Raw genomic sequence first — 13,710 nt, 5'->3', positions numbered from 1 at the left:
CCACGCGCGCGGTGACCCCCCGTATTTCGTCAGTACCTAGGAGATTGCATGACCGACACCACCCTGCCGCCGGAGAGCGCGGGCGACCGGATCGAGCCGGTCGATATCCAGCAGGAGATGCAGAACAGCTACATCGATTACGCGATGAGCGTGATCGTGGGCCGTGCGCTGCCCGAGGTCCGCGACGGCCTCAAGCCGGTGCACCGCCGGATCCTGTACGCGATGCACGACAACGGTTACCGGCCCGATCGCAGCTATGTGAAATCGGCGCGCCCGGTGGCCGACACCATGGGCAACTACCATCCGCACGGCGACTCGGCCATCTACGACACCCTGGTCCGCATGGCCCAGCCGTGGGCGATGCGGTACCCGCTGGTCGACGGCCAGGGCAACTTCGGCAGCCGGGGCAACGACGGCGCCGCCGCCATGCGGTACACCGAATGCCGGCTCACCCCGCTGGCCATGGAGTTGTTGCGGGAAATCGACCACGACACGGTCGATTTCATCCCCAACTACGACGGTAAGACCCAGGAACCGGTAGTTCTGCCCAGCCGGGTGCCGAACATGCTGATGAACGGCAGCAACGGCATCGCGGTCGGGATGGCGACCAATATCCCGCCGCACAATCTGAACGAGCTGGCCGCGGCGATCTACTGGATTCTCGACAACCACGAGGCCGACGAGGAAGCCGCCCTCGCCGCCTGTATGGAACGGGTGAAGGGCCCCGACTTCCCGACCTCCGGTCTGATCGTCGGGTCCCAGGGCATCCACGACGCCTACACCACCGGTCGCGGTTCCATCCGGATGCGCGGTGTGGTGGAAATCGAAGAAGATGTCCGCGGGCGCACCACGATCGTCATCACCGAACTGCCCTACCAGGTCAACACCGACAACTTCATCAACGCGATCGCCGAACAGGTCAAGGACGGCCGGATCGCGGGCGTCGCCGATATCCACGACGAATCGTCGGACCGCGTGGGTATGCGCATCGTCGTCACGGTCAAACGCGACGCGATCGCCAAGGTTGTACTGAACAACCTGTACAAGCACACCCAGCTGCAGACCAGCTTCGGTGCGAACATGCTCTCCATCGTCGAGGGCGTACCCCGCACCCTGCGGCTGGATCAGATGCTCCGGCTGTATGTGAACCATCAGCTGGAAGTCATCGTCCGGCGTACCCGCTACCTGCTCCGCAAGGCCGAAGAGCGGGCCCATATCCTGCGCGGTCTGGTCAAGGCGCTGGATCAGCTGGACGAGGTCATCGCATTGATCCGCCGGTCGGCCAATACCGAGACCGCGCGGACCGGCCTGATGGGACTGCTCGATATCGACGAGACCCAGGCCACCGCGATCCTGGATATGCAGTTGCGGCGCCTCTCGGCGCTGGAACGGCAGAAGATCGTCGACGAACTGGCCAAGCTCGAGGCCGAGATCGCCGATCTGAAGGACATTCTGGAGAAGCCGGAACGGCAGCGCGCGATCGTCAAGGACGAACTCGCCGAGATCGTGGAGCGCTACGGCGACGAGCGGCGGACCCAGATCATCTCCGCCGACGGCGATGTGGCCGACGAGGATCTGATCGCCCGTGAGGACGTGGTGGTCACCATTACCGAGACCGGGTACGCCAAGCGCACCAAGACCGATCTGTACCGCAGCCAGAAGCGCGGCGGCAAGGGTGTGCAGGGCGCGGGCCTGAAGCAGGACGATATCGTCCGGCACTTCTTCGTGACTTCGACCCACGACTGGTTGTTGTTCTTCACCAACAAGGGTCGCGTATACCGGGCCAAGGCATACGAATTGCCGGAGGCCAACCGCACCGCACGCGGGCAGCACGTAGCGAATCTGCTGGCCTTCCAGCCGGACGAGAAGATCGCCCAGGTCATCCGGATCAAGTCCTACGAGGACGCCGCCTACCTGGTGCTGGCCACGCAGAAGGGCCTGGTCAAGAAGTCGCGCCTGGTCGACTTCGACTCCAACCGCAGCGGCGGGATCGTCGCGGTGAACCTGCGCGACAACGACGAATTGGTCGGCGCCGTACTGTGTTCGGCCGAGGACGACCTGCTGCTGGTCTCGGCGCAGGGACAGTCGATCCGCTTCTCGGCCACCGACGAGGCGCTGCGCCCGATGGGACGCGCCACCTCCGGGGTGCAGGGTATGCGGTTCAATGCCGAGGATGCCCTACTGTCACTGAACGTGGTCCGCGACGGGACATACCTGCTGGTAGCGACCTCGGGCGGCTACGCCAAGCGAACCGCTATCGAGGAGTACACCGCGCAGGGACGTGGCGGAAAAGGTGTATTGACAATCCAGTACGACATCCGGCGTGGCACCCTGGTGGGAGCGCTCATCGTCGACGACGACGACGAGTTGTATGCCATCACCTCCAGTGGAGGGGTTATCCGTACTGCCGCCCGGCAGGTGCGCAAGGCCGGTAGGCAGACCAAGGGCGTGCGATTGATGAACCTCGCCGAGGGCGATACCTTGCTTGCGATCGCACGTAACGCCGACGAGCCCGAGCAGATCGACGGCGGCGGTTCTCCCGAGCAGTAATCCCATATCGGCGGCAAAGAACGGATCCGAGGATTCCCATTGACCACTCCGAAACAGCCGAGCGACGAGCGGCAGCAGACGAACGGCGTGACCGAGCGGGTCGCCCCGTCCCCGATTTCGCCGCGTCCGACTCAGCGGCCGGGCGAGGCCGCGGACCACGAGCAGGCAGGTGGACAGTCGGGCGGTAACCCGTCCGGCGGTTCGCCCGCTGCCGGCCCGCAGCCCGAAAAGCAGGAGCAGCAAGGCGAATTCGCGTCCGACTCGCGCAACGCCCCGGCGGACCGGAATTCCGGCCCGCAGGCCGGTGGCGGGCCGGGCGATCAGCAGGGCGGCGCGGGTAATCAGCAGGCCGGCAAGGGCCCCGAGGGGAACCGCTACCAGGAGGGCTGGTCGCAGTTGCCGCAGCGGGAACCGCAGTCGAACCTCTCACGGCCCGGCCATATGCCGGTGGGTGGCGCCCAGCGGTCGGTCGGCCTCCAGGGCGGCGGCCTGCAGAGCGGCGGCGGTTTGCAGGGCGGCGGCGGTTTGCAGGGTGGAGTCACCAATGCCCGCACCACCAGCGACCTGGCGGCCAAGGCGGCACGTAAGGAAGCGGCCATGGCCAAATCCGTTGGCCTGGACGGGCCGACGCGCAGTATCGCGCGTCCGGAGCTGGTGAAGGATATGCCGGATCTTTCCGAGATCCGGCATCCGCTACCCCCGGAACAGCCGCCCAATCAACCGCACAACCCGTACACACCGCCGGCCGCGCCTCCGCCCGCGCCGGCGGCGCCGCGCGGGCTGCCGCAGGCGGTGCTCGGCGGAGAACCGTTGCGCGCCACCGTCCAGGTGCGCCGGATCGATCCGTGGTCAACGCTGAAGATCACCCTGGTGATCAGCGTGGCCATGTTCTTCGTGTGGATGATCGCCGTCGCGCTGCTGTACATGGTGCTCGCGGGTATGGGCGTCTGGGAGCGGCTCAACAGCACCTTCACCGATATGGTGTCCCCGGACAGCGGATCGGTGGGGCTGATCGACGCGGGTACGGTCTTCGGCTACGCCGGGGTGATCGGGCTCATCAATGTCGTCCTGTTCACCGCACTGGCCACGGTCGGCACGTTCATCTACAACCAGTGCTGCGATATGGTCGGCGGGATTCAGGTCACGCTGGCCGACCCGGACTGAATTCGCACAAACCTGGAACGGCCGGCGCCCGCATCTGGGCACCGGCCGTTCCGCTTATTGGGCGAGCTTCTACTCCGATGCTCTGACCAGCTGTTTTGGTTGAAATCACGGTTTCCTGTAGTCTCTGTTCTCGGTCGTCGAACTACAGTTCTCGTGCGAAACTGATGTTCGGTGAACCCCGCGGGTCTATAGCTCAGGCGGTTAGAGCGCTTCGCTGATAACGAAGAGGTCGGAGGTTCAAGTCCTCCTAGACCCACACTTGTACGAGAACCCGGCCCTCGAACCTTTCAAGGTTCGGGGGCCGATTCGTTTCCGGGCCGCTCCCGGGATACCGTCCGGTCCGGAATTGAGCTGTTCCGGTGTCACAGGACTAGGCTCGAGAGCATGAAATACGTTCTCACCATCGGTCTTGTCGCTGCGGTTCTCATCGGTATCAGCAAGCTGCGCCAGCGTGACGACGCCGACCTGTGGCATGAGGTCACCACACGCTGACCCCGTCCCGGGCGACCGTCGCTGTTGTTGCCACCGGACCCGGTGACAACCGGGTCCGGTGTGATCACGGCCGGGCCAGCAGTTCGATGACCGAGTACACCTGTTCGGTGGTCGGCGTCGGCAGATTGTCCCGGCCGTGGATCAACCCGAGACCGATGTAGACCATCGCGCCCGCCCGGAGGCCGGCCTGCTTCTCGTCGAACCCCAGGTCCAGCATGGTCCGGTAGACCGTCTCGAACACCCGTTGGTCGAGGGTGCGTACCGCATCGGCCACCTTGGGATTGCTGCGTGACCATTCCCGCACCGTGGTCTCCACGATCCAGTGCCGGTAGTCGACGAGCATGGCGGCCATCTTCTCGATCCGTTCCTCCACCGGGATCTCCGCGAAGCCGCCCAGCTCCCGGATCTTCTCGCTCTGTACCGCGCTCCAGCGGTCGGCCATTGCCGCCATGAGCTGTTCGATATCGTCGAAATGCCAGTAGAAGCTGCCCTTGGTCACGCCGAGCTCCTGGCACAACCGCGGAATCCTGATCGCCGCGATGCCTTCGCGGGACAGCAGTTCGAGTGCGCCGTCGACCCAGTCGTCGTAGGACAGCCGAGCGGGCCGCCGGCGCCGGGTCTGTTGGGCGCGAGCCTTTTTCGATCGGGGTCGTGGTGGCGCCGTCCGGTCGCCGGCGGGATCGGGGTGCGAAGCCGTGGACGAACCCGCCGTCATCGGTTCGACAGGTCAGCGCTGAGTCTCATACTCCGATGGTAGGGGAGGGGGCCGACGGCCTCGACGTATTCGCCCATCACGACGGATTGCCGGTCGTGCGCGTGGCTGTGTCTCCGCCGGACGGAGACGCAACGGGCACCCGATGCCCGGCGGACTTCCGTTACTGGCAGGTCCGGGACAGTCCCGCGGTCAGGCGGGTCGAACGGGCTTTCCGGGCGGTGACCGGTTCGGCGCTGTTCCCGACCGACGAGCAGGCGCGGGCGCTGTGCGCGGATATGTTCACCGGCGACCCGGTCGCGGAACGGTTCGTCGCGGAGGTGATGCGCGGGGAGACCGGCCGGGAGCACGGCCGCCGGCTGCTGGACACCGCGCTGCGTGACGGTATCGGCGCGGTTCCCGACGCCCCCACCGCCATGCGCGAGCTGTTCGACGAGTTCGAGACGGTGCCCGACTGGGTCCGGCCGGAGCTGGTCGAACGCGGCGCCGCGTATGGCCGCGCTGGGGCACCGTGCTGTTCAGCTTCGCGGGTGCGGAGACATTGGAGATGTACACCGAATCCGCGGTCGCGACATCGCTTTCGCCGGCCGGTGGTTACGCCGGGGACAGCGCGCTGCGCCGCTTCCTGGAGACCTGCCGGTTCTGGATGGATGTCTCCCGGCCCGGAGCGCTGCTGAGTCCGGGCTCGCCGGGGCGGACCACCGCACTGAAGGTGCGGATCATGCACGTCTCGGTGCGTGCGGGCGTGCAGCGGCATCCGGAATGGGAGATCGAGCGGTGGGGGCTGCCGATCAGCCAGACCTACCAGTTGCTGACGCTGATCGACGGCAGCACGATCCCGGGCCTGGGACTCTGGGCGCTGGGCTACCAGACGACCCCCGCGGAGTTCCGGGCGCTCCTGCATTTCCAGAAGTACATGGGATTCCTCCTGGGTGTCCGGCTGACGTGGCACCCGGAGACCGTGGCCGACACGCTACGGGTGATGGCGATGACGATGGTCGCCTGGGCGTACGACTCCGGTGCGCAGGGCGCCGAACTCATCGAGTCCTATCCCGCGGCGTTCGCCCCCCGCCCGGAGCAGCGGGGCCCGGCCCGGCTGCGGGCGCACTACAACTATCGGATCAACTCGGCGTACTCGGCCCTTTACATGCTGCCCACCACCCGGCGCCGCTACCGGATGCCGGCGGCCTTCCCGTGGGTGCTCGTCCCCATCGCCAGAATCCCGCTGGTCACCGCCGTGGAATTCCTCCGCCGGGTGCCGCCGCTCGGCCGGGTGCACGAGCGGATCATGCTCTGGCACCGGGAGAACTGGTATCGCGAGCAGATGCGGGGCCGGAAAGCGGAGTTCGAGGCGACCGGTGCCCTGCGCCGCTGATCGCCGCCCCCCGGGTATCCTTGTTTGACGGTGTACGTGCCGGAACGCTAGTGTTTCGCAGGCGACTCGCGGCTCAGGCCGCACGGCTGCCCGGGGCCTTAGCTCAATTGGCAGAGCACTGCCTTTGCAAGGCAGGGGTTAGGGGTTCGATTCCCCTAGGCTCCACTTCCGGTGTTCAGCAGGCGACTGCGGCCAGATGGCCGCGGTGCCTGTCTCCCCATTCCTCGAGCGGGCGCAGCGCCTCTGCGAGTTCCTCTCCGAGCGGGGTCAGCGAGTATTCGACCCGCGGCGGCACCTCCGCGTACACCTCCCGCCGGACCACGCCGCCGGCCTCGAGCTGGCGCAGATTCTCGGTCAGCACTTTCTCGCTCACCCCCGTCAACGCCCGGCGGATCTGGCCGAACCGCTGCGGGCTCGTGTCCAGGACCCACATCAGGTGCAGTTTCCACTTGCCGCCGACCACATCGATGGCCAACGACATCCCGCACACTTGGTGATCCGCATCACTCACGCCGGCCACCTTCTCCTCCTGACCTCGTTACGGACCTGGCGGTAAGCAACCACATCCGCAGGTGCGTTCTTGTCCGACTCTACCCGCGTGACCAGCATCGGTATCGGCGCCGCAACCAGCTGAACCACAACCGAGAAGGACATCGAATGTCTCAGGAGAAGATCCGATCCGTCAGTGTCATCGGGCTGGGGCCGATGGGCCGGGCGATGGTGCGGGCATTCCTCGCCGCCGGTATCGAGGTCACCGTCTGGAATCGCAGCGGTGGCAAGGCCGAAGCGATGGTGGCCGAGGGCGCGAAACGTGCCGCGACCGTGGCCGAAGCGCTGGAAGCCAATGAGGTGACCGTGCTCAGCCTGACCCACTACGCGGCGATGTACGACGTACTCGGCCCGGTGGCCGGCAGTCTGTCCGGCAAGGTGATCGCCAATCTGTCCTCGGATTCACCCGAGAATGCGCGTAAGGGTGCCGCGTGGGTGCGTGAGCGGGGTGCCGAATTCCTTTCCGGCGGCTTCATGTCCGCGGGCGACAATATCGCGCACCCGGCCTCGTATGTGTTCTACAGCGGACCGCGGGAGGTCTTCGAAGCCCATGCCGAACTGCTGCGGCCGCTGAGCCCGCAGGAGTATCTCGGGGGGGACGACGGTCTGGCGCAGGTCTTCTATCAGGCGCTGCTGATCGTCTTCCATCCGTGGATGCTCGCCTTCGACCAGTCGCTCGCCGTGATCGACCGCTCCGGTGTCGATATCGACCAGTTCCTGCCGTATGCCGTGCGGTCCAGCGAGGCATACCCGTTCTTCATGACCGAGTACGCCGCGGCGGCGAAGGCCGGTGGCTGGGGCGATCTCGCTGCCTTCGAGATGATGGACGCCGGAGCACAGCACATCATCGACGCCAGTACCGAGGTCGGGGTGGGCGCCACCCTTTCCCGTGCGGCACAGGGGTTGTGGCGCCGCGCGCGGGGCGCGAGCGAGCGGGCCGGACGTCCGGTGCCCGTGTTCGAGATGATGCGTGGCGGCGACTCCGCCTAGGGTTGCTGCCGGGCTCGGCCTCCGCCGCTACCCGCGGGGGCCGGGCTGCGGTGCCGGATTCGCCAGCCGCGCCTTCTCGGTGATCTCGGCGGCGTACTCCATATGGTCCACGCCCGGAAGCTGTTCCAGGGTCAGGTTTTCGATATCCCAGCGCGGCCGGGCGTCGGCGATGAACCGGATGGCGTCTCGGACGAAGCGCTCGCCGGCCGGTTTACCGATATGTGCCGACGGGGTGTACAGGCGGAGCCAGCCCAGCAGATCGGCTGCCGTGCCGTCGATTCCGGTGGCCTCCACGGACTCGTCGGCCGTGGAGGTATCCGGGAGCAGCAGACTGGTCGGTGAGACGCCGAGCGCGACCGCCAACGCGATCAGATCGTCCACGTCCACCCGGCGCTCACCCCGTTCGATCCGGGACAGGCCGAGCACCGGGATCGGCCGGCCGATGGCCTCGAGCCTGCGCGCCAGATCGACATAGCCGAGGTTCATCCGGTTTCGATACCGCAGGACGTTCGCGCGCACAGTATCGCCCGTGGGGCCGAGCGGGTTCTTCTTGATCACCACCTGACCAGGGTGGTCTATCGAAATGATGCCGTCAAATATCGTTTCGATGGATCGATCGAGGGCGCGGTCCGCGGGCCCTCCGGGGTGAATTGATCAACCTGATGTCTATCAAAATGATTCTGTTGAATATCTTTTTGATAGAAGAATCGGTTCCTATCAACTCGAGCGGGTCGCCATCATGTAGGCCTGCGTGGTCCGCTCCCCGTCCTCGGCGCTACGGTCGAGTCGTAACTCGACGGTGAAACCCGATGCCGCGAGGGCACCGGCGAGCTCGTCGGTCGAGATGCGATGGAAGTCCAGCGATATGGCGTGGCCGTAGCCCTCGTCCAGATGCAGGATGTCGGTACCTGATTGGAAGGCCAGCAGCAGTTTGCCGCCGGGACGCAGTACCCGCCGGAACTCGGCGAGCACACCGCCGCGTTCGGCCGCCGGGATGTGGATGAGGGAATACCAGGCCACCACGCCGGCCCGCGAGCCGTCGGGGATATCGAGCGCGGTCATGGATCCCACCTCGAAATCGATCTCCGGATGGGTGTTCCGCGCCAGTTCCACCATCGCCGGGGACAGGTCGATTCCGTGTACCCGGATCCCTTGCGCCGCCAGATGACCGGCGATCCGGCCCGGGCCGCATCCGATGTCGGCGACCGGACCCGAATCACCGACCGACTCGGCGAACGCGGCCAGTACCGCTCGATCCCAGAACCGCCTGTCCATTTCACCGGCCGCATGCTCGGCGTAGGCGGTGGCGATCGCGTCGTAACCGGCGCGGGTACGAGAGAGAAAACAGGATTCGGTCACCGGAAAGACAGTAGTGTCCCGGGCAGAACCCGACAGCGGTCGTGACGTTCGCGGTGCCGGGGCGTAGCTTTGGTGGTGTCGACCCTGCACAGACGAGGGAGAAGACCTGGTAATGCCTGCTACGGATTTCAGCGGGCCCGGGATCGACGGATCGGACTGGAGACGCGGGCGGGTCTTCTGGTTCGACTCGGAGAAGGGCTTCGGCTACATCAAACCCGACGACGGAACCGATCAGGTGTTCGTCGAGTATCGGTGCATAGAGACCGACGGCTACCGCACCCTGCACGCGGGCCAGCCGGTGCTGTTCGTCAGCACTGCCCGGCCCCGCGGACATGAGGCGGTGACGGTCCGGCCGGAGGCCGGCGCCGGGCTACCCGATACCGCCCCGGGCGGCGGGCAGAGCCGGCGTTAGCGCCGGAATCAGCTCCTCCTCGTCCCGGCGAAGTGCATCGACCCGGAGTACAGCCCCGGATCCGTGGGATCCGGGGCCGTGGGCACCCCAGGCTTCAGAGCGGCCGCACGTCGATGACCTTGCGCAACCGCGCCTTGTCGCGTTCGAGCCTGCGGGCCTCGTAGGCGATGGGGAAGTACCGCAGCCGTTCCGGCAGCAGCGGCACCAGCCGGGCGAGGAACCAGCCGAGGATCCGCAATTTGCGCTCGTCGGATTCGCTCCAGGTGAGACCGAGTTTGTGGCGGGCCGCTTCCGGCGTGGTGCCCACGGTGACGAAGTACTGCATCCGGCCGAACGGACCGGTCAGCACCCGCCACACCGGGTGCAGCGCCCCCGGCAGCTGAGTGGGCGGGGCGATGGTCCGGATGACCTTCAGGTAGTCCTTCGAGGTCTGGGTGGCCTTCAGATGGTTCTCGACCTGGTCGGCGAAGAATTTCTCGAACTCGGCGTAGGTCGCCGGCAGTTCCTTGGGCGGTACCGAGAAGTTACGCATCAGCTGCAGGGCTTCGCGGTAGTAATCCTCTTTCTCCGCCGCGGTGAGCGGACGTTTCGAGAAGTACTTCGCGTTCTCGGAGAAGGCGAAAGTGCCGGTGTGCAATACCCAGGCCCACGGGCCGCTGGACAGCGCGGTGTGCCGGACACCCTTGGCGTCGGTGGTGTTGAGGGTGGCGTGCATCTTGCGTAGCCGGTCGGTCTCGCCCAGCGATTCCTCGCCGCCGTAGGTCCACATCATCACCGCCGAGAGGCTGCGCACCGCGCGGCCGATCGGGTCGCTACGGAAAGTGGAGTGGGCATCGACCACCGCGGAGATGGTGGGTTCCATGGTCTGCAGGAGGAAGGCCGAGCCCGCGGTGAGGGAGAAGGTGATCAGGCCGGTCTCCTCCCAGGTCCGGCTACCGGGACCGAAGGGGCGGCGCTCCACCGGAGCGTGCGTGTCGGTGGCTGCGACGGACGCGGTCATGCGGATCTCCCTTGATCTACTGCATCGATCTGATGAGACGATGATACTGCAGACCTCTCATCATTGCGTCGAAAGAGTCGCGCGGCATCCCGATCGGGGGGCGGGGGGTTGGCTTCGGCAGCTGTGCGCGACCGGTGTTCGCGGAGCGGAACGCGGTACCCGAAGAAGGAAGAGTCGGGTCGGGTTGCCGGTGACGACAGGACCCGGATATGAGAGCGGGCCTCGGCGAAGGGGGGGAGTTAGCCGAGGCCCGCGTAAGGTCGGCCCGGGGGGGAGGGGCCGACGGAACCGATCCTACGCGATATCGCGAAAATGCGCCTACAAGGGCCCGAGAGTTTCGAACTTTTTTCGGTGCAGATCACAGTGTCGGGCGGGGGTCGGTGCCCTACGGAGGAGAGCGTCCGGAACTGTTGCAGCCCAAGGGAATCGGCCTCCTGGACCGGTGTATTCCGCGCAGTGGAACATGGGGGATACGGGGGCTCCCCGAGCGCTGCCCGGGCCGAGTTGTCGGACCCCGCTGTCACTATGCCGTTGTGCACTGTGAGCGTGCGCACGGCCACCTCGACTGTCGTGCTCCGGAGCGGGATCGAGTAACCGCAGAAACCGAATCGAGTAGGGCGCTGCGCGGGATCTCGCGACCCGGAGCGGTGAATACGGGCGCGGTCGCATGCCGTCTCGACTACCCCGGGCGCGGCCGGTCCGGGACGCGAACCTGCGCAGGGCGGGGAGGGGGCCGGAGGACCGGATAAATCGGATGAAAACGTCGGTGGCCGCGACGATACTGCACTGTATCGGCCGGCGGCCGAAGCGCCTGAGGTCGGTGGCCCGCCGCCGGCGATATACGACTCGTCCTTGTCGATCACTCAGTTCAGGAGAATCATGCCCGACGCAATAGTCGCCGAGGGTCTCGTCAAACACTACGGCCGCCGGGTGCGCGCACTCGACGGCCTCGACCTGACTGTGCCCGAAGGCACGGTCACCGCGCTGCTGGGACCCAACGGGGCCGGTAAGACCACCACCGTACGAGTGCTCACCACTCTGCTGGTGCCCGACGCCGGCCGGGCGACCGTCGCCGGGATCGATGTACTCGCCCGGCCGCGTGCCCTGCGCTCGCGCATCGGGGCCTCGGGACAGTACGCGGCGGTCGACGAATATCTGACCGGTTTCGAGAACCTGGAAATGGTCGGGCGGCTGTACCACATGGGCACGCGGCGCAGTAAGGAACGCGCGCGCGAGCTACTGGAGAGGTTCCGTCTCAGCGATGCCGCCGACCGCCCGGTCCGCGGCTATTCCGGTGGTATGCGGCGCCGGCTGGACCTGGCCGGGGCGCTGGTGGCCAACCCGCCGGTGCTGTTCCTCGACGAACCCACCACGGGTCTGGACCCGCGGGCTCGGCTGGACCTCTGGGATGTCATCGAGGAACTCGTTGCCGGCGGTACCACCCTGCTGCTGACGACCCAGTACATGGAAGAGGCCGACCGCCTCGCGGATGCCATTGCGGTCATCGACCGGGGCCAGGTGATCGCCCGCGGCACCGCCGACGAATTGAAGAGCATGGTCGGAGGCGACCGGATCGAGTTGACCGTCGATCACGCCGACAATCTGGCCGTGGCCCGGCGAGTGCTCGCGCCGCTGGCCGACGGCGATATCCATGTCGAACCCGGGCTGCGCCGGTTGGTGGTGCCGGTCAGCGACGGATCACAGGCGCTGGTCGCCGCCATCGGAAAGCTGAGCGACGAGGGTGTGAAAATCCAGGACGTCGGGTTGCGCCGGCCCTCGCTCGACGATGTGTTCCTCACGCTCACCGGGCACGAGGCCGAGGAAACGGCCGATGATGCCGGCGATTACGAGGGCGGAAAGGCCGGTGGCGACGGCCGTCCCGGGGCGGCCCCCGAAGTCGACGGATCCGAGGGATCCGGTCCGTCGCGGGAAGTGGAAGCAATCGAGGCGATGGAAGGTAGAAGCAGATGACCGCGCTGGCGACCGTCGGCGATATCGACGAGAACCCCACCTTGGTCGAGCGGCTGTCCATGGTGGTCAGCGACAGTCTGACCGTTACCAAGCGCAATGTGATCAAGATAAAGCGAGTGCCCGACGTGCTGATCTTCAGCACTCTCTCGCCGATCATGTTCGTCCTGCTGTTCGCCTATATCTTCGGTACCGCTATCAAGGTTCCCGGTATGGAGGGCGGTTACCGCGAATTCCTGATCGCGGGCATTTTCGTGCAGACAGTGGTGTTCGGCTCCACGTTCACCGGGCTCAGCCTTGCCGAGGATATGCAGAAGGGCATCATCGACCGGTTCCGCTCGCTGCCCATGGCCCCGTCCTCGGTGCTGATCGGGCGCACGGTCAGCGATGTGGTGATCAATGTGGTGAGCCTGGTGGTCATGTCACTGACCGGCCTGGTGGTCGGCTGGCGGATCCGCGGGTCGGTCCTGGACGCTGTCCTGGCCTACGTCCTGCTGCTGCTGTTCGCCTACGCGATCTCCTGGATCATGGCCGTGGTCGGCCTGATCGTGCGTACGCCCGAGGTGTTCAACAACGCCAGTTTCATGGTGATCTTCCCGCTCACCTTCCTGGCCAACACCTTCGTGCCGATGGACGAACTGCCGACACCGCTGCGCGTTTTCGCCGAATGGAATCCGGTATCGGCGCTCACCCAGGCGTCCCGGGAACTGTTCGGCAATGCCGCCCCGCTCACCGCGGAATCCACCGCGTGGTCGATGCGGCACCCGGTGGCGACCACCCTGATCTGGGTGGTCATCATCCTGGCCGTCTTCGTACCGCTGGCACTGCGGCAGTACCGCAAGACCGTCAGCCGCTGAGAGCCGGTCAGTCCGCGGTGGCTTCGGGATCGACCGAGGCCACCGCGGCGCCGTGACGCGTATAGCCGATCCGGGGCGGCGCCGGGGCCGGTTCGGGTGGTTGCGGGCGCTTGCTGCGCACCAGCCACGCGGTACCGCCCGCCGCCGCCACCGCGGCGGCCGCCAGCAACCGATAGCGCGAACGACTGGATGGACGCAGTGGCCTCGAGCTCATGGCTCAACTCTGGCACAGCCCGGCGGATAACGCAGACCGGCAGGTCAGGGCATCGCCGCCGACCGCGG

At 66.4% G+C, this 13,710-nt stretch carries 12 protein-coding genes, 2 tRNA genes and 1 pseudogene; 9 read left to right on the top strand and 6 right to left on the bottom strand.

Annotation, left to right across the window (positions count from 1 at the left end):
- The first annotated feature begins 48 nt into the window (after positions 1 to 48).
- The 3 genes from gyrA to ACLML9_RS01520 all read left to right on the top strand — a co-directional run bounded on the left by gyrA (position 49) and on the right by ACLML9_RS01520 (position 3,970).
- Positions 49 to 2,550 (top strand): DNA gyrase subunit A, encoded by a 2,502-nt coding sequence (gene gyrA / locus ACLML9_RS01530; protein WP_411943748.1) that lies wholly within the window; start codon positions 49 to 51, stop codon positions 2,548 to 2,550.
- A gap of 39 nt (positions 2,551 to 2,589) precedes the next feature.
- Positions 2,590 to 3,714 carry a DUF3566 domain-containing protein gene (locus tag ACLML9_RS01525; protein WP_411943747.1) on the top strand — a complete coding sequence of 375 codons (1,125 nt, stop codon included), beginning with the start codon at positions 2,590 to 2,592 and terminating at the stop codon, positions 3,712 to 3,714.
- Positions 3,715 to 3,896: 182 nt separating this feature from the next.
- A tRNA-Ile gene (locus tag ACLML9_RS01520) sits at positions 3,897 to 3,970 on the top strand.
- Between the two features lie 300 nt (positions 3,971 to 4,270).
- On the opposite strand, the gene ACLML9_RS01515 is transcribed toward ACLML9_RS01520, so the two are convergent.
- On the bottom strand, positions 4,271 to 4,921 hold the full coding sequence (locus ACLML9_RS01515) for a TetR/AcrR family transcriptional regulator (RefSeq protein WP_411943746.1): 651 nt from the start codon (positions 4,919 to 4,921) through the stop codon (positions 4,271 to 4,273).
- Between the two features lie 35 nt (positions 4,922 to 4,956).
- Here ACLML9_RS01515 and ACLML9_RS01510 point away from each other — a divergent pair.
- Together ACLML9_RS01510 and ACLML9_RS01505 are read left to right on the top strand one after the other, a co-directional pair.
- A pseudogene (locus ACLML9_RS01510) lies at positions 4,957 to 6,293 on the top strand (oxygenase MpaB family protein).
- A 92-nt stretch (positions 6,294 to 6,385) separates the two neighbouring features.
- Positions 6,386 to 6,458: transfer RNA gene (locus ACLML9_RS01505), tRNA-Ala, on the top strand.
- Between the two features lie 10 nt (positions 6,459 to 6,468).
- On the opposite strand, the gene ACLML9_RS01500 is transcribed toward ACLML9_RS01505, so the two are convergent.
- A complete protein-coding gene (locus ACLML9_RS01500; protein ID WP_411943769.1) occupies positions 6,469 to 6,774 on the bottom strand; it encodes a winged helix-turn-helix transcriptional regulator in 306 nt (101 codons plus the stop codon).
- A gap of 83 nt (positions 6,775 to 6,857) precedes the next feature.
- Between ACLML9_RS01500 and ACLML9_RS01495 the strand changes: the two genes are divergently transcribed.
- Positions 6,858 to 7,832, top strand: coding sequence for an NAD(P)-dependent oxidoreductase (locus tag ACLML9_RS01495; RefSeq protein ID WP_411943768.1), 975 nt, complete (start codon positions 6,858 to 6,860; stop codon positions 7,830 to 7,832).
- Positions 7,833 to 7,859: 27 nt separating this feature from the next.
- Here the strand turns inward: ACLML9_RS01495 and ACLML9_RS01490 are convergent, their stop codons facing one another.
- Positions 7,860 to 8,393, bottom strand: a complete 534-nt coding sequence (locus ACLML9_RS01490) for a helix-turn-helix domain-containing protein (RefSeq protein WP_411943745.1) — start codon at positions 8,391 to 8,393, stop codon at positions 7,860 to 7,862.
- A 156-nt stretch (positions 8,394 to 8,549) separates the two neighbouring features.
- On the bottom strand, positions 8,550 to 9,191 hold the full coding sequence (locus ACLML9_RS01485; RefSeq protein ID WP_411943744.1) for a class I SAM-dependent DNA methyltransferase: 642 nt from the start codon (positions 9,189 to 9,191) through the stop codon (positions 8,550 to 8,552).
- Positions 9,192 to 9,303: 112 nt separating this feature from the next.
- Between ACLML9_RS01485 and ACLML9_RS01480 the strand changes: the two genes are divergently transcribed.
- Complete coding sequence (locus tag ACLML9_RS01480) at positions 9,304 to 9,603, top strand: cold-shock protein (protein WP_051714988.1); 300 nt, start codon at positions 9,304 to 9,306, stop codon at positions 9,601 to 9,603.
- A 94-nt stretch (positions 9,604 to 9,697) separates the two neighbouring features.
- Here ACLML9_RS01480 and ACLML9_RS01475 read toward each other — a convergent pair whose 3' ends face one another.
- Positions 9,698 to 10,603 (bottom strand): oxygenase MpaB family protein, encoded by a 906-nt coding sequence (locus tag ACLML9_RS01475; protein WP_411943743.1) that lies wholly within the window; start codon positions 10,601 to 10,603, stop codon positions 9,698 to 9,700.
- Between the two features lie 879 nt (positions 10,604 to 11,482).
- Here ACLML9_RS01475 and ACLML9_RS01470 point away from each other — a divergent pair.
- Together ACLML9_RS01470 and ACLML9_RS01465 are read left to right on the top strand one after the other, a co-directional pair.
- A complete protein-coding gene (locus tag ACLML9_RS01470) occupies positions 11,483 to 12,574 on the top strand; it encodes an ATP-binding cassette domain-containing protein (RefSeq protein ID WP_411943742.1) in 1,092 nt (363 codons plus the stop codon).
- A 59-nt stretch (positions 12,575 to 12,633) separates the two neighbouring features.
- The gene (locus ACLML9_RS01465; protein WP_411943767.1) at positions 12,634 to 13,428 is read left to right on the top strand and encodes an ABC transporter permease; all 795 of its coding nucleotides are present in this window, start codon (positions 12,634 to 12,636) and stop codon (positions 13,426 to 13,428) included.
- 7 nt (positions 13,429 to 13,435) lie between these two features.
- Here the strand turns inward: ACLML9_RS01465 and ACLML9_RS01460 are convergent, their stop codons facing one another.
- Positions 13,436 to 13,642: a hypothetical protein gene (locus ACLML9_RS01460; RefSeq protein ID WP_411943741.1), complete on the bottom strand. Its 207-nt coding sequence runs from the start codon at positions 13,640 to 13,642 to the stop codon at positions 13,436 to 13,438.
- Positions 13,643 to 13,710: the final 68 nt, after the last annotated feature.

It is taken from the genome of Nocardia sp. NPDC002869 (assembly GCF_046764065.1).
GTDB classification, from domain to species: domain Bacteria; phylum Actinomycetota; class Actinomycetes; order Mycobacteriales; family Mycobacteriaceae; genus Nocardia; species Nocardia rhamnosiphila.
This window is presented reverse-complemented; position numbering and strand designations above follow the sequence as displayed.